Annotated in this window: 16 protein-coding genes; 10 read left to right on the forward strand and 6 right to left on the reverse strand. The window is 69.9% G+C overall.

From position 1 onward, the window contains the following. Positions 1–17: 17 nt before the first annotated feature. The 3 genes from AC2DFQ_RS05150 to AC2DFQ_RS05160 are packed head-to-tail and all read right to left on the reverse strand — an operon-like array spanning position 18 to position 4,713. On the reverse strand, positions 18–986 hold the full coding sequence (locus AC2DFQ_RS05150; protein WP_484533537.1) for an NAD-dependent epimerase/dehydratase family protein: 969 nt from the start codon (positions 984–986) through the stop codon (positions 18–20). Then, a complete protein-coding gene (locus AC2DFQ_RS05155; RefSeq protein ID WP_484533538.1) occupies positions 983–3,673 on the reverse strand; it encodes an alpha/beta fold hydrolase in 2,691 nt (896 codons plus the stop codon). The genes AC2DFQ_RS05150 and AC2DFQ_RS05155 overlap by 4 nt, the downstream gene beginning before the upstream one ends. Next, a complete protein-coding gene (locus AC2DFQ_RS05160; protein ID WP_484508122.1) occupies positions 3,667–4,713 on the reverse strand; it encodes a 3-oxoacyl-ACP synthase III in 1,047 nt (348 codons plus the stop codon). The genes AC2DFQ_RS05155 and AC2DFQ_RS05160 overlap by 7 nt, the downstream gene beginning before the upstream one ends. Before the next feature lie 187 nt (positions 4,714–4,900). Between AC2DFQ_RS05160 and AC2DFQ_RS05165 the strand changes: the two genes are divergently transcribed. From AC2DFQ_RS05165 to pntB, 5 genes are all read left to right on the forward strand, one after another. Then, positions 4,901–6,556: an ABC1 kinase family protein gene (locus AC2DFQ_RS05165; protein WP_484533155.1), complete on the forward strand. Its 1,656-nt coding sequence runs from the start codon at positions 4,901–4,903 to the stop codon at positions 6,554–6,556. A gap of 87 nt (positions 6,557–6,643) precedes the next feature. After that, positions 6,644–7,378: an ABC transporter ATP-binding protein gene (locus tag AC2DFQ_RS05170; RefSeq protein ID WP_484508124.1), complete on the forward strand. Its 735-nt coding sequence runs from the start codon at positions 6,644–6,646 to the stop codon at positions 7,376–7,378. Then, entirely contained in the window at positions 7,378–8,199 is an 822-nt protein-coding gene (locus AC2DFQ_RS05175; RefSeq protein WP_484508125.1) for a hypothetical protein, read from the forward strand. Before AC2DFQ_RS05170 ends, AC2DFQ_RS05175 begins: the two co-directional genes overlap by 1 nt. A 289-nt stretch (positions 8,200–8,488) precedes the next feature. Then, positions 8,489–10,033, forward strand: coding sequence for a Re/Si-specific NAD(P)(+) transhydrogenase subunit alpha (locus tag AC2DFQ_RS05180; protein ID WP_484533156.1), 1,545 nt, complete (start codon positions 8,489–8,491; stop codon positions 10,031–10,033). Continuing rightward, positions 10,030–11,433 (forward strand): Re/Si-specific NAD(P)(+) transhydrogenase subunit beta, encoded by a 1,404-nt coding sequence (gene pntB, locus AC2DFQ_RS05185; protein WP_484533157.1) that lies wholly within the window; start codon positions 10,030–10,032, stop codon positions 11,431–11,433. The genes AC2DFQ_RS05180 and pntB overlap by 4 nt, the downstream gene beginning before the upstream one ends. A gap of 99 nt (positions 11,434–11,532) precedes the next feature. Here pntB and AC2DFQ_RS05190 read toward each other — a convergent pair whose 3' ends face one another. Continuing rightward, positions 11,533–12,192 (reverse strand): FMN-dependent NADH-azoreductase, encoded by a 660-nt coding sequence (locus AC2DFQ_RS05190; RefSeq protein WP_484533158.1) that lies wholly within the window; start codon positions 12,190–12,192, stop codon positions 11,533–11,535. A 77-nt stretch (positions 12,193–12,269) separates the two neighbouring features. Between AC2DFQ_RS05190 and AC2DFQ_RS05195 the strand changes: the two genes are divergently transcribed. Beyond that, on the forward strand, positions 12,270–12,635 hold the full coding sequence (locus AC2DFQ_RS05195) for a winged helix-turn-helix transcriptional regulator (protein ID WP_484508129.1): 366 nt from the start codon (positions 12,270–12,272) through the stop codon (positions 12,633–12,635). Between the two features lie 13 nt (positions 12,636–12,648). Here AC2DFQ_RS05195 and AC2DFQ_RS05200 read toward each other — a convergent pair whose 3' ends face one another. Next, entirely contained in the window at positions 12,649–13,671 is a 1,023-nt protein-coding gene (locus AC2DFQ_RS05200) for an NADPH:quinone reductase (RefSeq protein WP_484533159.1), read from the reverse strand. A gap of 296 nt (positions 13,672–13,967) precedes the next feature. Here AC2DFQ_RS05200 and AC2DFQ_RS05205 point away from each other — a divergent pair, with 296 nt between their 5' ends. From AC2DFQ_RS05205 to AC2DFQ_RS05220, 4 genes are all read left to right on the forward strand, one after another. Then, positions 13,968–14,765 carry an alpha/beta fold hydrolase gene (locus AC2DFQ_RS05205; RefSeq protein ID WP_484533160.1) on the forward strand — a complete coding sequence of 266 codons (798 nt, stop codon included), beginning with the start codon at positions 13,968–13,970 and terminating at the stop codon, positions 14,763–14,765. A gap of 22 nt (positions 14,766–14,787) precedes the next feature. Then, entirely contained in the window at positions 14,788–15,966 is a 1,179-nt protein-coding gene (locus AC2DFQ_RS05210; RefSeq protein WP_484533161.1) for an LLM class flavin-dependent oxidoreductase, read from the forward strand. A 98-nt stretch (positions 15,967–16,064) separates the two neighbouring features. Beyond that, a complete protein-coding gene (locus AC2DFQ_RS05215) occupies positions 16,065–16,646 on the forward strand; it encodes a flavin reductase family protein (protein ID WP_484533539.1) in 582 nt (193 codons plus the stop codon). A 52-nt stretch (positions 16,647–16,698) separates the two neighbouring features. Further along, positions 16,699–17,673: a helix-turn-helix transcriptional regulator gene (locus tag AC2DFQ_RS05220; RefSeq protein ID WP_484533162.1), complete on the forward strand. Its 975-nt coding sequence runs from the start codon at positions 16,699–16,701 to the stop codon at positions 17,671–17,673. 1 nt (position 17,674) lies between these two features. Here the strand turns inward: AC2DFQ_RS05220 and AC2DFQ_RS05225 are convergent, their stop codons facing one another. After that, positions 17,675–18,202 (reverse strand): Lrp/AsnC family transcriptional regulator, encoded by a 528-nt coding sequence (locus AC2DFQ_RS05225; protein ID WP_484533163.1) that lies wholly within the window; start codon positions 18,200–18,202, stop codon positions 17,675–17,677. Positions 18,203–18,331: the final 129 nt, after the last annotated feature.

Raw genomic sequence — 18,331 nt, forward strand, 5'->3', positions numbered from 1 at the left:
ACGACCTCGTTCCGGAATCAGCTCGCGTAGCTGGCCGCGAGGCGGCGAAGCCCCTCGTCGATCGACACGGTCGGCGACCAGGCGAGGGCCTGGCGGGTGTCGCGCTGGTCGAACCAGTGCGCGGTCGACAGCTGCTCCGCGAGGAACCGCGTCATGGGGGGCTCGTCCGCACCGGGCTTGACCGCCCACACCCGTTCGATCACCGACCCCGCGGCACGACCGAGCGCTGCCGGGATGCTCCACCGCGGAGGTCGTACGCCTGCGGCGAGGCAGATGCCCGCCAGGAGGTCGCCGACCGGTCTCGGCTCACCGTTGGTGAGGACGTAGGCGCGGCCCCCGCCCTCCTCCGCCCGCTCGAGGGCGGCGGCGATCCCGCTGGCGGCGTTGTGGATATAGGTGGTGTCGATGAGGGCGGTTCCCCCGTTGAGGAGCGGCAGCCGCCCGGCGCGCGCCCGCTCGACGATCCGTGCGATCAGCTGCGTGTCGCCCGGTCCCCACACCAGGTGCGGGCGGACGGCCACGACACGCATCGACGGGGAATCCCGTCCCAGCGCGATCAGCTCGGCCTCGGCCTTCGTGCGCGCGTAGTCTCCGCGCGCGCGGGCCGGGTCGGCCGGTTCTGCACCGACCCCGGCGAGTGCGGCGCCGGCGTAGGCGACCGAGGGGGAGGAGACCTGCACGAACCTGGTCGCCCCGGCGCGCTCCGCCGCGTCCAGGAGCGAACGCGTCCCCCCCACGTTGACGTCGCGGAAGTCATCGCTCGCGCCTGCGAGCGACACCTTCGCGGCCAGATGGACGACGCCCTCGACACCGTCCATTGCCCGTGACACATCGGCCGGGGCGGTGATCGAGCCGAGGATGTCGGTCGCTCCGTCGACACCGGACGGCCGCCGCTGCAGGGTGCGGACGCGGTTGCCGGCGGCGACGAGTTCCGCGGCTACCGCGCGTCCGAGGAAACCCGACGCCCCGGTGACGAGGACGATCATGGCGACACCGGCCTTCCGCCGGCGAGGATGCGCTCGGCCCACGCGGAGAGTTTCGAGCGGTCGATCTTGGAGTTGTGACGGATGTCGGTGGGGAGCCGCGGGACGGCGAGGACCGCGACCAACGGGATGCGGGTGCTCGCGCGCACGTCGGCTGTGAGGCGTGGGTCGGCGAGGCCCGCCCGGGGCGTCGGGGGGAGCGTCTCGACCACCGCGACTGCTTGGCGGAGCCCCTGCGGTCCGACGCCGACGACGGCCGCGCGGCGCACGGCATCGACGCGTTCCACTTCCTGCTCGGGTCCGACCGGGGCGAGCGGGCCCTCCGCGGTGACGAGAACGTGCGGCATCCGCCCCTCGACCCACAGGCGCCCGCGCGCATCCAGATGGCCCACGTCTCCGGTGCGGTGCCAGCGCGCGCCCGGCTCGACGGGGTCGAGTCCGGCCGTGCCGCGAGCGGATTCCCGGTCGGTGAGCCACAGCCGGTCGTAGTGATCCTTCAGGTGGGGCGCCGAAACGACGATCTCGCCGAGCACCCCCGGTTCGGCCGTGGGGGTCCCCGTTGCGCGGCCGTCCGCGTCGAGCGCACTCACCAGCACGCGGTTGGCGCCGATCGGCAGGCCCACACACACGCCCGCATCCGGGGCGGCTGCCGCTTCCCGCACCCCGTCGAGCGTCACATCGGTGACGAGAAGGCACTCCGTCATCCCGTACGGCGTGTGCGGCGTCGCATTCGGCATCAGCTCTGCGGCCGATTCGAGCAGTCGCGCGCTGATCGGCGCGCCCGTGGAGAGGAACGTGTGGACGCGCGCCAGAGCAGCGCGGTCTTCCGGGGTGAGCGCATCGGCCGTCGCCACCACGTTGAGGACGGCAGCGGGGGAGAGGAACACGATGCCCGCGTCGGACTCGCGTACCGCGGCGGCTACCGCCGTCGCGGTGAGCGTCCGGGGCGATGAGACATCCATCTCCGGCGTGACGGAGCGGGTTCCCAGCGCCGGGCCCAGCAGGGCGAACGGCGCGAACCCCGTGACGAGACCGGTCTGCTTCGTCACCCCGAAATGGTCGGCGAGCACGTCGCGGAGCGCGGCGAGTTGCCCATGCGTGTAGGCGACGCCTTTCGCGGGGCCGGTGGACCCGGAGGTGAACAGGATCGCCGCATCGTCGCCCGGTCCTGGCGGCGTGGGGAGGGGCTCGCCCGTGCCTTTCGCCAGAATGTCGCCCAGGCTGTAGCGGACACCGAGCGCCGCGGCGGCTGCCTTCGGGAGCCTCCTCGCCGAGATCCGCACTCCCGGCCAGCCCAGAGCACGAGCGGCGGTGAGACCGAGGGTCTCACCGATGACGACGTCGGGCCACGATCCGCGGACGGCGCGGGTCAGGCCGCGGACACCGAGGCCGGCGTCGGCGACGACGATGACGGCCCCGATGCGGAGGCACGCGTAGACCACAGCCGAGAGGGTCGGTCCAGGCGGCACCAGGAGGGAGACGCGGTCGCCCTTTCGCACACCGATGCGGTGCAAGCCGGCGGCCAGGCGCCGGACGCGATCATCCAGCTGCCGCCAGGTCACCCGGCTCATCGAGCCGGACCGCGTGGGGGACATATCGACGATGGCCGTCTCATCGTCGGTTCGTCGTTCGTCGAGTCCGTGCCAGATCGGGGTGAACGGCGTGCCGGGGGCGTCAGCCGGGGCGGTCTCTTCGTCCGGGCGCGGCGAGATCGCGTCCGGGGCGGAAAGCAGGTCGCCCTGTTCGCGAAGCCAGGTCAGCACTGCCTCCGCGTACGGGCGATCCTCGGCGAGGAGGTGGCCGGCCCCCTCGAAGCGGTGCACCGCCGCGTGGGGCAGGCGATCGAGGAGGTCGTCGAGGTAGCGGTCGCTGAAGATCGGATCCTGGGGGCCCCACAGGAGCAACGCCGGCACGGCGAGGCCGGCGACCCCCGCGGCGATCCGTTCCAGTTCGGGATGACTCGAGTGACGTGCGTCGACGGGGATGTCAGCGACGAAGTCGCCGATCGCGCGACGCCGCGCCGCGGAACCATACGGCGCCCGGTACGCATGCCTGGTCGCCGCATCCAGTGCCGGCGAGGCGAGCGCGAGAGTCGTGTCCAAGAAGGCCGTCGTGGCGACGGTCGAGGTGGCGAGCACCCCGCGAGCGCCGGCGACCCGCAGGGGCGCCGGGATCGGCACCTCGGGCGGATGGTGCACGGCCGTGTTGAGCAGCATCACGCCGGCGAGGGAGTCGGGGTGGTCGATCGCCCAGCCGGACGCCACCACGCCACCCCAATCGTGGCCGAGCGTGACCACCGGCGTCTCCAGGGCGAGGGCCGACGTCAAGGCGCCGAGGTCGGCGACGCGTTGTGCCAGCGGGCGGCTCACCCCCGTGCGCTCGGAGAACCCCATGTCGAGCTGGTCGACAGCGACGACGCGCCACGCGGGCTCTCCGCGCTCCGCCGCGCGCACCGACTGCGTGACGAGGTCACGCCAGAGGTAGGACCACGTCGGGTTGCCGTGCACGGCGAGGACGGTGCCGGTGACCGGGACGCCGAGGCGGACCAGTTCCGCGCCCGTGTCGAGGCAGTGCCACTCGCGTGTGGTGCCGACGTCGACGCCGGCTCCCGCGGCCGCGACGATACGGCTGAATCGTGGATCGAGACCGGGGAGACCAGGCGGGGGAAGCGTCGCGCCGCCACTCACCAGGCGAGCTCCATCATGGCGGTGTTGAGGCCGGAGCCGACGCCCATCAGCAGCACCCGGTCGCCCCGGGCGAGCGTCTTCTGCTCCTCGGCGAGGGTGATGGGGATGGAGGCGGGGCCGACGTTTCCGTACTTCGGGAAGGTCACAGGCACGCGAGCGCTGTCGAGCTTCGCGGCTTTCACGATCGCGTTCGTGTGCACGGAAGACACCTGGTGGGTGATGTACCGGTCCATCGACGACCAGTCCCACGGCCCCGACGCCTCCTTCCAGGCGGAGACGACGAGGTCCAGTCCGCCCTTCAGGAGCGCTTTCGCATCGGTGAACATGCCGTCCACGCTGCCGACGCACAGCTCGTGGAACTGCGTCGCCGCCCGCGTGACTCCGCCGAGGATGCGGTGACCTCCGGGGTGCTCGTCGGTGCGACCGAGGACCGCGGCCGCTGCGCCCGACCCGAGCGTCAGGGAGGCGAACTCGCTCATGAAGCCCGCTCGGCCGACATCCGTATGCGACAGCCGGCGGATCGTGTTGGTCTGGATCTCGTCGGCGTCCTCGCCGTTGACGACGATGGCATAGCGGATCTGACCCGACTGGATCATGTTCGCGGCAAGGCTCATCCCGCTCACGAACCCGAGGCACGCGTTGGCGACATCGAAGTTGATGGCGGAACTCGGCAGCCCCAGTCCGTGGTGCAGGCGCACCGCGACGGACGGCTCGAGATGTTTCCGCGACACCGACGTGTTGATCAGGAGCCCGACATCGCCGGGGTCGACTCCGACCTCGTCCAGCGCTCGCCGTCCCGCCTGGATCGTCGCGTCGTCCGATGATTCGCCCGGGGCCCAGTTCCGACGCTCGAGCACGCCGGCGACCCGCTGGAGCAGACCCCCGGGCAGTCTGAGCCGCCGGAGCGCGGAGGCGAGACGATCCTCGATCTCCTCGGATGTCGTCACTCGCCCAGGCAGGGTACTCGCAACCGACAACAGGGAGACATTGTCAAAGCGAGTGGTCGCATTTCCGGCCACGAAACCTCCGTCGAACGCGCCCATCTGGCCCGCTCCGTCAAGATCCCGATTTTACGCCTCGCGCAGCCGCGCCGATGACCGGCAGCGCCGATGCGGCACACGGGGTATCCTTGCCCGCGCAAAGGAGGGTCCGCGACAATGACACGATGGCGCAATCGAGGGTGACTTCCCCCTGCCTCCCGTCCCTCCCCGGCACCGGGTCAGCGCGCAGGTGAGGACCCACTTCAGCAGATATCAGGAAATCGCCGACACGCTGGCTCGGCACGGGCTCGGCTTCCTGGCCGGAGCCACCGGCGTCAGCAGGTGGGTGCCCGCCCGACGCGGTGGCGACGCGGCCCGCCCGAGCACCCCGCCATACACGGTGGCGCAGCGGGTCCGCGTCGCCCTCGAGGAGCTCGGCCCCACCTTCATCAAGCTGGGCCAGCTGCTCTCCACGCGACCCGATCTGCTTCCGCCCGCCTACATCATCGAGCTGTCGAAGCTGCAGGATGCGGCGCCTCCGGTGCCTGCCGCGGATGTCCGGGAGATCATCACGCACGAGCTCGGCGCCGAACCGGAGGAGCTGTTCGCGGAGTTCGAGTGGGCTCCTCTGGCGTCCGCATCGATCGGGCAGGTTCACGCCGCGAGGCTGGAGGACGGTGACTCGGTGGTGGTGAAGGTGCGCCGACCCGATGCCGTGCGGCAGGTGGAGGAAGACCTGGAGATCCTCAACGGCCTCGCTGCCCGCGCGGCCCGCGCCTGGGCGCCGGCGCGGGCCTACGACATCCGGGGTATCGTCCGGGAGTTCTCGCGGACCCTCCGGGCCGAGTTGGACTACCACCGCGAGGCGCAGAACGCCGAGCGGTTCGCCGCCCAGTTCGCCGACCGGCCCGACGTCCTGATCCCGCGGGTCTTCTGGGAGAGAACCACGTCGCGCGTCCTCACGCTCGAGCGGATGACCGGCATCAAGATCAATGATCTCGCCGCCCTCGACGCCGCCGGTGTCGACCGGCGCGCTCTGGCGCTCAGCGGCGCCGACATCGTGCTGAGCATGATCTTCGAACACCGCTTCTTTCACGCCGACCCCCACCCGGGGAACCTCTTCGTGCACCCGGACGGGCGCATCGCGCTCATCGACTTCGGCATGGTCGGCGAGATCACGGAGGAACTTCGCGACCGGTTCGCCGACTTCCTCATCGCGTTCACCCTCCGCAACCCCGATAGCCTGGCCGACGCGCTGGAGGGGGTCTCGGTAACCAGGGGCAACGTGGACCGGTATGCCTTCCGTGAGGCGTTGACCTCGTTCATCGCGCTGTACTCCGATCGTTCGCTCACCGAGGTGGGGTTCGCACGCCTCGCCAGTGAGCTCCTTGCCGTGCTTCGGGAACAGAAGCTGCAGCTCCCTCGCGAAGTGTCGCTGATCTTCAAGGTCCTCATGATGGTCGAGGGCATGGGCGTCCAGCTCGACCCGGAGTTCGACCTGACCTCCGTGCTCACTCCGTACACCCGGCGGCTGGTGCGAGAGCGGTTCGCACCGTCGGCCATCGCCAACCGTGTTGCCCGTGCCTCCGCCGACGCCGGGGCCCTGGCGCTGGAGCTGCCCACGCGCCTCCGGCGGGCGATCGACGACCTGGACCGCAACGGTTTGCAGGTGCACCTGCGGGCGGCAGAGCTGGAGCCTCTCGTCGCCCGGGCCGAGCGGATCGGAAACCGGCTCGTCGCCGGGGTTCTCACCGCCGCCGTGATCAACACCGTGGGCAAGCTCATCGCGGGAGATACCCGGTGGAAGTCCCGGCAGAGCACGCTGCTGGGCGCCGGCGTCACCGTCGTCACGACGTTGAGCGGGTACCTGCTGTGGACGGCGCGGCGTCGTTCCGGGCCCAACTGACCCCGGCTGCCTTTCCGTCCGGTCGGACAGGGGTCGACTGTCCCTGGGGAGGGGGTGCCCGGTGGCCTGGGTGAGAAGGCTGAGGGCATGGACGAAAACACCACTCCAGCCATCGCCGTACGCGGGCTGACCAAGCGCTTCGGCGCGCACATCGCCGTGGAGGACGTCGCCTTCGACGTGCGCGGCGGCCGCGTCACCGCTCTTCTCGGACCCAACGGTGCCGGCAAGACCACCACCATCCGCATGCTCCTCGGCCTCGTCTCACCCGACGCCGGGTCGGCGCTGATCCACGGGCACCCCTACTCGGCGCTGCCGCACCCCGGCCGGTCCGTCGGTGCGGTCCTGGACGGCGGCGGACTGCATCCCGGTCGAAGCGGCCGGGATCACCTCCGGATCGCGGCGTCCCAGATCCAGGTGCCGCTGGACCGCGTCGACGCCGTACTCGAAGAGGTCGGTCTCACCTCCGCCGCGCGTCGCCACGTGTCGGGGTACTCGCTCGGGATGCGGCAGCGCACGGCGCTCGCGGCGGCACTCCTCGGCGAACCGGACGTTCTGGTTCTCGACGAGCCCGCCAACGGGCTCGACCCGGAGGGCATGCACTGGCTGCGGGAGTACATCCGCGGGTTCGCGGACGGGGGAGGAACGGTGCTGCTGTCCTCGCACGTGCTGTCCGAGGTCGCCCTCGTGGCCGACGACCTCGTCGTGATCGCACAGGGACACGTCGTCGCCGTGGGCGACATGTCGTCCCTGGTCGCCACGCACGGCGGCGACCTCGAGCGCTTCTACCTCGACGTCACTGCGACCAAGGCGGGGGTGCGCTGATGTTCCGCGGAGAACTCCTCAAGCTGAGCACCACGGCAGCGACCAAGGTCGCGCTCGCCGTGGGCATCCTCGGGCTGATCGGCACGCAGCTCGTGCTCGTCATCCTGTTGCCCGCGCTCGCCAGCGGCGCCATCGGACCCGGAGCCGACGCGCTCGGCGGCGACCTGCCCGCCTTCGATCTCGGGACGGCATCCGCGCAACTGGCGGCGTTGAGCCCGCTCGGCGCCAGCGAAGGCGGCGGATCCCTCGGCATCGCATCCCTCGCCGTGCTGGTTCTCGGAGTGCTGGCCGGGACGACCGACTACCGGTTCGGCGGCATCGTCCCGACCGCGTTGGCCGAGCCCCGCCGCGGCCGCATCCTGGCGGCCAAGGCCCTCGCCATGGGCGTCACGGGCCTCGTGCTGGGTGTCGCTTACGCGATCGTCAGCATCGTCGCCCTGTCGATCTCGCTGGCCGCGACGGGGGCGACGTTGTCGATCGGCATCCTCGATATCGCAGCAGTGATGGCCCAGGGCGCGGTGGTCGTCGCCCTGCTGGCCCTGGTCGGGCTCGGGATCGGCGTCCTGGCACGCAACCAGCTCGCGGGCGTGTTGATCATGCTCGGGGTGGTCGTGCTCGAACTGATGGTGCAAGGTATCGCGGCGCTGGTGAGCGGCGCTCAGCCGGTGTGGGCGCAACTGCTCCCGCTGACCCTCAGCCAGGCCGCGATCGGAGCGACTCCTGCCGCCCTGGCTCCGCTGGCAGCGCTGGCCGGTCTCGTCGCGTGGGTTGCCGTCATCCTGGGCGCGGCTACGGTCGCGATCCGGCGGCGGGACCTCTGACCGCACGCAGCATCGCAGGACACCACCCGCCGAAGCCGCCTCCGGGCAGCTCCGGCGGGTGGCGCGCGTGGGGAGCCGACTCTCCGCACGGCCCGAGCGAGGGCGTGGGGGTGCGGAGCCGGCTGCCAGCGCGGGGAGCACGCGGCGTGCACTTTTCGAATCCGTAAAATCGGCGATTCCTTCCCTCCGGCGGCCGGAAACCTGGCGGGCGCGGGCGGATCGCGTCGATAGTGTTCAGGAGGTCCGGGCGCTGCGCGCCCGCAGAAGACACGAGCGCGAGGGAGCATTCATGGTGCGTATGGGCATCGTCGCCGAGGCCGCGGGGGAGACCCGCGTGGCCGCGACGCCGGCGACCGTCGTGAAGCTGATCGGGCTCGGTTACGAGGTGGTCGTCGAAGCCGGAGCAGGAGCGGCGTCGTCGTTTCCGGACGCGGCGTATACCGACGCGGGTGCGCGCATCGTCGACCGGCCGACGGCGTGGGCCAGCCCGGTCGTCCTGAAGATCAACCCGCCCGCTCTCGACGAGGTCGCCCTGCTCGCCGACGGGGCCACCCTCATCGCCACCCTGTCGCCGTGGCTGCGCGCCGATGTGCGCGAGTCGCTGCAGACCCGCGGCATCACGGCGCTCGCGCTGGACGCCGTGCCGCGGATCTCCCGGGCGCAGTCCATGGATGTGCTCAGTTCGATGTCGAACATCGCCGGCTACCGTGCGGTCATCGAGGCGGCCCACGAGTTCGGGCGGTTCTTCACGGGGCAGGTCACGGCCGCGGGCAAAGTGCCACCGGCGCGCGTGCTCGTGGCCGGCGCCGGTGTGGCGGGGCTGGCGGCGATCGGCGCTGCATCCAGCCTCGGCGCGATCGTGCGCGCCACCGATCCGCGTCCGGAGGTGGCCGACCAGGTGCGCTCGATCGGGGGCGAGTATCTCCCGGTCGTCGTGGACGAGGTGATGGAGTCGGCCGACGGCTACGCGAAGGCCACGAGCGAGGCCTATGACGCCGCAGCCGCTGCCCTGTATACGGCGCAGGCGCGCGAGGTGGACATCGTCATCACCACCGCGCTCATCCCGGGGCGCCCGGCGCCGCGCCTGCTCACGGCGGCCGACGTGGCGCTCATGAAACCCGGCAGCGTGATCGTCGACATGGCCGCTGCGCAGGGCGGCAACGTCGAAGGATCCGTCGCCGGGCAGCGCACGGTGACGCCCAACGGCGTCGTCATCCTGGGTTACTCCGACCTGGCCTCGCGCCTCCCGACGCAGGCATCGCAGCTGTTCGGGACGAACCTGGTCAACCTCGTCACCCTCCTGACCCCCGGCAAGGATGGCGCGATCGTCCTGGACTTCGACGACGTCGTGCAGCGGTCGATCACGGTCGTGCGGGACGGCGAGTCGACGTGGCCGCCACCACCGGTCGCCGTCGCTGCTGCACCGAAACCGGATGCTGCGACACCGGCACCGGGCGCGCCTCCCGCGAAGAAGCGGGTTCTGGGCTCCGCCGGGCGGGGCGGGCTCGTCGTGCTGGGCGCCGCGCTGCTGTTCCTTCTCGCCGCGGTGGCCCCGGCCCCGCTGCCGCAGCACATCACCGTGCTCGTACTGTCCATCGTGGTCGGCTTCTACGTCATCGGGAAGGTGCATCATGCGCTGCACACGCCGCTGATGAGCGTCACGAACGCGATCTCGGGGATCATCGTCGTCGGCGCGATGCTGCAGCTGGCCGTTCCCCACCCCGCGGTGCAGGTCCTCGCCGCCATCGCGGTGCTGCTGGCCTCGATCAACATCTTCGGCGGCTTCGCCGTCACCCGGCGGATGCTCGCCATGTTCTCGAAGGGCGACCGATGACCGCCGCATCCCTCGCGACCGCGGCGTACATCGTCGCGGCGATCCTGTTCATCCTGAGCCTGCGCGGGCTCAGCACCCACGAAAGCGCGCGAGCCGGGGTGACCTTCGGCATCTCCGGCATGGTCCTCGCCCTCGTGGCGACCGTGTGGGTCACGGTGCAGGATGCCTGGGGCGACCCGCAGGCCCTCTTCGGTCTCGTCCTGCTCGTGGTGGCCGTGCTCGTGGGTGGGGCGATCGGACTCTGGCGAGCGCGCCGGGTGGAGATGACCGGCATGCCGGAACTCATCGCCCTGCTGCACTCGTTCGTGGGCCTGGCCGCCGTGCTCGTGGGCTGGAACGGAGCGCTCGAGGCACCGCATCTGGAGGGAGCGCTCCGCGACATCCACCATGCCGAAGTGTTCATCGGCGTCTTCATCGGTGGCGTGACCTTCACCGGATCGATCGTGGCATTCCTCAAGTTGTCGGCGCGGATGTCGTCCAGGCCGCTGCTTCTGCCGGGGAAGAACATCCTGAACGTGGGAGCCCTCGTCGCGTTCGTGGTGCTGACGACGTGGTACGTGATCACGCCGGAGCTGTGGCTGCTCGTCGCCGTCACGGTGCTGGCGCTCGCGCTCGGATGGCACCTCGTGGCCTCCATCGGCGGGGGCGACATGCCGGTGGTGGTGTCGATGCTCAACAGCTACTCCGGCTGGGCCGCTGCAGCCGCCGGGTTCCTGCTGAACAACGACCTTCTCATCGTCACCGGCGCACTCGTCGGTTCCTCGGGTGCGTACCTGTCCTACATCATGTGCAAGGCGATGAACCGCTCCTTCCTCTCGGTGATCGCCGGCGGCTTCGGGATCGAGGCCCCGCGCGCCGGCGCGGGGGAGGAGCACGGCGATCACCGGGAGACCGACGCGGCATCCGTCGCCGACCTGCTGACCTCTGCCCGCCGCGTCGTGATCACCCCGGGCTACGGGATGGCCGTCGCCCAGGCGCAGTACCCGGTGGCCGATCTCGTGCAGCGGCTGCGGGAGCGGGGCATCGACGTGCGCTTCGGCATCCATCCGGTCGCCGGGCGGCTCCCGGGGCACATGAACGTGCTGCTGGCCGAGGCGAAGGTGCCGTACGACATCGTGCTCGAGATGGACGAGATCAACGACGACCTGGCCGGGACCGACGTGGTGCTCGTCATCGGCGCGAACGACACCGTCAATCCGGCTGCCGCCGAGGACCCCACCTCCCCCATCGCGGGGATGCCGGTGCTACGGGTCTGGGAGGCCGACAACGTCATCGTGTTCAAGCGCTCGATGGCGTCGGGGTACGCCGGGGTGCAGAACCCGCTGTTCTTCCGCGAGAACGCCCAGATGCTCTTCGGCGACGCGAAGGCCAAGGTGGAGGACATTCTGCGGGCCCTCTGACGGCCACGGATTCCGCGCGGCCGATGCGGAGGTCCACCCCGGCGAGGGCCGGGGTGGACCCGAAGGTCTGGACGAGACCGGTGGCATGCCGCACGGAATTCAGGCGGCGCGCCGGCTGCCCCGCCTCTCGGCCAACTCCCGGCCCAGGTGGCGGGCGCTGGTCTCCGCTTCGGTCTTGATGGTGGTGGCCACCTCGGTCAAGCCGTCTGCCTCGGTAGCCGGATAAACGGGGCTGAGGGGGCGCTGAACCACGCGGAGATCGAGTCCCCACACGTCCTCGAACACGCGGCGGAGCCACGGGGTGGAGTGATCCCAGCCCTCCCTGGGGTTGCCCGGGCTGTAGTTCCCACCCATCGCTGTGACGAGCACCGCCGGCTTGCCGCGAAGACCGGTGCCCCAGGGGTCGATCGTCGGGACGGTGTAGGCGAGATCGAACCAGGTCTTGAAGTGCTGCGACGGCCCGTAGTTGTAGAGCGGCACCGCGAACAGGAGGGCCTCCGCTTCCAAGAGCTCGTTCGCGAGAAGGTCGCCCAGCGCGAGCGCCTCGCGCTGGGCGTCGGTGCGCTGGTCCTCGGGAAGCTGTGCTCCGATGACGGCATCCGGCCACGCGGTGGGACGGATGGGGTCGGCGGTGAGATCGCGGCGCGTCACCGCCGAGTCGGGATGAGCCGACGTCCATTCCTGCTCGACGAGGTCGGCGAGGGAACGGCTGGCTGAGGCCGAGGGAAGGATGCTGGCATCCAGGCGGAACAACGTCACGAAAACTCCCGGGGGATAGGTGCTGTGCTCTCTTTTTCGGAGCGACTTTGCATAAGCTAGCACGCTAGAATGGACCCATGGCTGCGGAGCTGCAGGAGGCGCGAGACGCGCGCGAGACGCACGACAGGCGCGCCTGCGATGCGCGGGTGACCCTCGCCTTCTCGATCCTCGGCAAGCGGTGGAACGGGATGATCATCGACGCGCTCGGAGGTGGCCCGCTTTCCTTCGTCGTCCTCCGCCGCACGGTCATGGGCATCAGCGACGCGGTGTTGTCCGACCGGCTGTCCGAGCTGGTCGAAGCAGGTCTCCTCTCCCGCACGGTGGAGTCCGGTCCGCCTGTGTCGGTCGGGTACGCCCTCACCCCCGGCGGTGAAGAGCTGGTTCCTGTGCTCGAGCAGCTCGGGAAGTGGGCGGCCAAGAACCTGGCGGCCACCCCCGTGTAAGGGGGAGGCGCCCTCAGAGGTCGGAAACCCGGAGGAGAACCTTCCCGACGGCGCCCCGCTCGACGGCGTCGTGCGCGGCGGCGGTCTCCGACAGGGGGAACCAGGTCAGCGGCAGCCCGGCGTCCTCCCCGACGGGCAGAGCGCCGTCTGCGAGAGCAGCGGTGATGTCGGCCGCTGCGGCCTCCCACGCCGCGGGTCGCACTGTGTAGAGGAGGACGCCCTGAACTCGCAGGTTCTTGGCGAACGAGGGGCGGGTGGGCATGGTGAAGGTCTCCCCGCCGTCGTCGGCGTAGTACGCGATCGAGGCGTGGTTGGCGGCGATGGCCGCGTCGATCTCGGCGTTCGCCGCGATCGATACCTCCACGATGTGGTCGACCCCGTTCGGTGCCACCTCGCCGATCCGCGCGATGACGTCTTCGGTCGTGTAGTGGATGACGTGCTGCGCCCCGGCTGCACGCGCGAGGGCGGCCTTCGCCGGGGAGGAGACGGTGGCGACCACCGTCGCTCCGGCCCAGCGAGCCAGCTGGATCGCGGCGTGCCCGACGGCTCCGGCGCCGCCGGCCACGAGCACCGTCCGGCCGTCCAACGCGCCGGGATGCAGTCGGGATGGGCCGTCCCCATGGACGGTGAGGGCGCGGTGCGCGGTCATGGCGGGGACTCCGAGCGACGCGCCGACGGCCATGTCGATCCCGTCGGGCAGTCGCACGGCGCGCGCGGCCGGGAGCACGGTCAGTTCCTGTGCGGTGCCGGTGGGGCGCTGGTGCTGCGCCAGGTAGATCCACACGCGGTCACCGACCTCGAGATCGGTCACGCCCTCCCCGACCGCGTCGATGACGCCGGCGCCGTCCTGATTGGGGACGATCTCGGCGAAGTCATCACGGCGCGTGGATCCGGTGCGGGCCTTCCAGTCGGTCGGATTGACGCCGGACACGGCGATCCGCACGCGCACCTCGCCGGAGCCGGGGTCAGCCGGTTCGCGGTCGACGAGGGACAGGACCGAGGAATCACCGTGCGATGAGTAGATGATCGCCTTCATATCCAGCACGCTACCTGGTGGCGCGCGAAGCGGGTCCCGTGCTGCGCGCCGTGATCCCGGTGCGGCACCGCGTTCGCGATACCTGCCCGCGTGACGGTAATCGTCCTCGAAGTGTGCAGTCGACGGCTCTGCTCCGCGGTGCTGCCTGTTTAGAGTCATGGTGTCGATGCGCCGGAGACGGCGCAGACGAGCTGGAGCAGTGCACGACGATGTGCGACGGCGACCGCGGATGCGGTGCTTTCGCCTTCCGGCGCCCCGCGGTCGATGACCCGGAGCCCTTCGCGAAGGAGACGTAGATGTCCCAGACAGCGCAGAACCCGACACTTCCCGAGGCGCAGCAGCTCGAGGTGGGCGAGGGCCAGGTGAGCTATCGGCGCCGCGGAAGCGGCACGCCGACCCTCTTCCTCCACTCCGCCGGCGGGTCAGGGGAGTGGGCCGCGTTCCACGCCACTCTGGCCGACGGTCGCGACCTCATCATCCCCGACCACCCGGGCTTCGGCGGAACCGACGACTTCCCGTCACTGACGACCATCGACGACCTCGTGTACCACTACCTCGACCTGCTCGACACGCTGGGACTGGACCGTGTCGACCTCATCGGCGCCTCCTTCGGTGGCTGGATCGCAGCGGAACTGGCGGTCCATTCGCCCGAACGCTTCCGCCGCGTGGCCCTCCTCGCGCCCGCCGGTCTGCGGATTCCCGGTGCGCCCATCGCCGACCTGTTCATCATGACCCCACCGCAACTCATCGCCTCGCTCTACCACGACGAAGCACTCGTGGAGACGATCCTGGCCACGCCGCCATCGGTCGACGACATCCTTCGGGTCTACCGCGACCTCGGGGCGCTGGGACGGTTCGGGTGGAACCCGTATTTGAGCAACCCCCGCCTGGAGCGTCGCCTGCGCCGCATCACGGCGCCGACGCTCGTCGTCGCGGCGGAGGAGGACCGGATCGTTCCGCTCGAGCACTGCCGGCGTTACGCCGAGCGGATCGCGGACGCCGACCTCGTGGTGATCCCCGGTATCGGCCACGCCCTCTACGGCGAGCGCGCAGACCTCGTGTCGACGAGCGTCGTCGATTTCCTCGACCAGTAGGCCACGGACGGAGACCAGAGCCATGAAGTTCAACTTTTTCCACCTCATGCCCTACCCCCACCTGCCCGATGACTTCCACGACGTCGAGAAGTACCCGTCGCCGTCCCTCACGTTCTCGAATGCCAACTTCGACCCGGAGGTCGGTCACGCGCTGTACCACCGGTATCTCGATGAACTGGAGTATGCGGACGAGCTCGGCTTCGATGGCGTGATCGTCAACGAGCATCACCAGTCGGCCTATGGGCTCATGCCCTCGCCGAACATCATGGCCGCGGCCCTGGCCCGCCGCACCAAGAACGCGACCATCATGGTGCTCGGCAACGCCCTCCCCGTGCGCGGCAACCCGCTCCGCGTCGCGGAGGAGATCGCCATGCTCGACCACCTGACCGACGGCCGGCTCGTGTCCGGCTTCGTCCGGGGGATCGGCTGGGAGCACTGGGTGTCGGGCGTGGCTCCCTCCGATTCGCGGTCGCGGTTCAATGAAGCCCACGACCTCATCAAGAAAGCCTGGACGACGACCGGCCCGTTCGAATGGATCGGCGAGCACTACGAGTACCGGTACGTCAACACGTGGCCGCGTCCGCTTCAGCAGCCGCACCCGCCGATCGCGGTTCCCGGCGCCGGAAGCCCCGAGACGATGAAGTGGGTGGCCGAGAACGACTACATGTACGTCTCCGTCTATGCATCCACCGCGACGGTGAAGAAGTGGTTCGACGGCTATCGCAAGGCGGTGACCGATATCGGCAAGACCGTCGACCCGAACAACATCGCGCTGGCGATCCCCATCTTCATCGGGGAGAACGACGACTCGGCCCTCCGGGAGGGGCAGCAGCACCTGGAGTGGCTCTTCCACAAGGGGCTGCGTCAGAGTTCGGAGATGGTGTTCCCGGCCGGGTACATGAGCCCGGGGGCAATGCGCGGAATCCTGAACTCCACCGACAAGCTCTACAACGACCTGACCTACCAGGACATGATCGACGGCGGGTACGTGATCGTCGGCGGGCCCGAGACCGTGCGTCGCCGCATCGAAGAGCTCCGCCAGGAACTCGGGTTCGGCCAGGTGCAGGCGATGCTCCCGATCGGGGACATGCCCGCCTGGATGACGCGGCGCAACACCGAGCTGTTCGCCCGCGAAGTGATCCCCCACTTCCGCGGTGAGGCGCAGGAAGAGCCCGCGCGCTCGGCGGTGGGGGCGGCCTGACGCCGGAAGGCGCCCGGACGTAGACGGAGGAAGGAGGGATCGTGTCGCATCCGCGCACCGTGGCCGATGGCGTCCGCGAGCCGTACGCCACCAGCTCGATCTCGCCGCACCGCGCGGCTGACGCCGTCACCCCGGATGAGTTCAAGGCAGCGTTTCGCAACCACCCCGCAGGGGTGGCCGTGATCACCGCAGACGTCGGGGAAGGCCCGGTCGCACTGACGGCGACCAGTGTCATCTCGGTGAGTGTCACCCCGGCGCTGCTGGTGTTCTCGGTCTCCGAGCTCTCGTCCAGCACACCCACGATCTGCCGAGCCGACACGGTCGTCGTCCATCTTCTGGGGGCCGACCAGATCGAGATCGCCAAGCTCGGGGCCACGAGCGGGATCGACCGTTTCGCCGACACCTCGCGCTGGGCCCGACTGGACACGGGAGAGCCGTACTTCCCCGCCGCGCCGGTGTGGATCCGCGGGCGTGTCGTGCAGAAGATGCAGGCGGGCGGATCGACGGTCGTGGCGGTGGAGGCCCTCCAGGCGAAGGTGCCGGAGGGCGGAGGATCACCTCCCGAGCGTCCGCTGGTCTACCACAACCGCACCTGGCACAGCCTCGGGGAGCACTCGAGGATCGATGACCAGGCCCCTCGGCGCCATACTGAGAGCGACGTATCCACCACAGGGAAGTGACTGGGATATGCATCACGAGCTGAGCGTTCGTCCGGGCGGGGATCACCGTGCCGTGCGGGAGTTCACCACTCGCGACCCCCTCGAGGCGCGCACGCGCAGCGAGAGCTACCTCAAGTGCTCCCACGAGATGGAGGTGTGGGGGGAGCTGGACGAGTTCCAGGCGAACGTCCGTTACTCCGCCATCGGCGACGTCGCGGTGATGTCTGCTCGATACGGTGCCGGCGTCACGATCGCCTGCGATCCGCCGATCCCCCTGATCACGATCAGCGTCGTGTCGGGTGGGCAATCGGTTGTCACCCGCGAGGGTGCGGCGCCGCTCGTCGCGGACGAGCGGCGCGCAGCGGTCATGGACTACCAGCGATCGATGGCGATGGTGTACGACCAGGGCGTGACGCATCACATGCTCGTGATCCCGCGGACCCGCGTAACCGATCACCTGCAGAAGCTGATCGGACGCCCCATCCGCGACCCCATCGAGTTCTCCGATTCGCTCGACATCGCAGGTGCCGGCAAACGGCTGGTCGCCACGATGGGTTCGCTGAGCCGCGCGGCGGCACAGCTCGGTGGAGCGCGGCCATCCGCTGCGCTCATCGGAGAGTTTGAGCACTGCCTCCTGTCGGCGCTCCTCATCGACCATCAGCACAACTACCGTGACGAGATCCTTCGGCCCGCACCCGCCGCCTCTGAGCGGGTCGTCGAACTCGTGACCGAGTACATCCACGCCTTTCCCGACGACCCGCACACCGTGGCCGATCTCGCCGCTTACGCCAACGTGTCGGAGAGAGCGTTGTTCTCCGCCTTCCGCCGCGACCTCGGCATGACGCCGATGGAGTACGTGCGCTCGCGCCGCCTGGCGCTGGTGAGAGCGGATCTCCTCAGGGCGCCGGGATCCGGCACCCTCACCGAGGTCGCGCACCGGCATGGCTTCACCAACATGGGGCGATTCGCCGCCTCCTATCGCGCGGCCTACGGGGAGCTTCCCTCCGAGACCGCACGACTCCGTCGCTCGAAGGCGCTGCCTCGCTGACTCAGGGGCCGGTCGCGATGCCCGTTTCGGTGGGGGCGGGGTTCGCGCGTCCCCATCCCGATTCGCGCGTGAGTTTGCGAAGCAGCGGTGCGAGGCGATAGCGCACGGGGGTGGAGACCGTGAAGGTCGATGTCGTCTTGCGCACCCCCTCGATCGCGACGATCGCCGCCGTCAGCACCTGAAGCTCCTCAAGCGAGCCGATCCCGACGTGGGCGAGCAGATCCTCGCGGCCGGCCTGAATCCGGACCTCGAGGACTTCGGGCAGGGCGTGCAGTCCTCGCACGATCGTCCCCATGCGCCGTTGGTCGATCTCCAACGTCACCAGTGCCTCGACCGGTGCCCCCATCTTGCTGAGGTTGACGATGGGCTGGAAGCCGAGGAGCACGCCCTCTTCCTCGAGCTTGCGGAGCCGGAGCTGCACGGTGGTCCGGCTGACACCGAGTTCGGCGGCGAGTTCCGCGATGCCGATCCGGGCGTTGTCGGCCAATGTGCTGATGATCTCTGCGTCGAGCCGGTCGATCATTGGCATTCCGCCTACCTCCTCCGGGGTAATCGCGAGTCTAGATGTTCGAAATGACCAGTTGTGAGCAGATCACTTGACACCCTGCCCACGTATTTCCAACATAGCTGACAGGGCAGTCGTTTTTGCGAGCGGATG

It is taken from the genome of Microbacterium sp. Z11_20 (assembly GCF_057197605.1).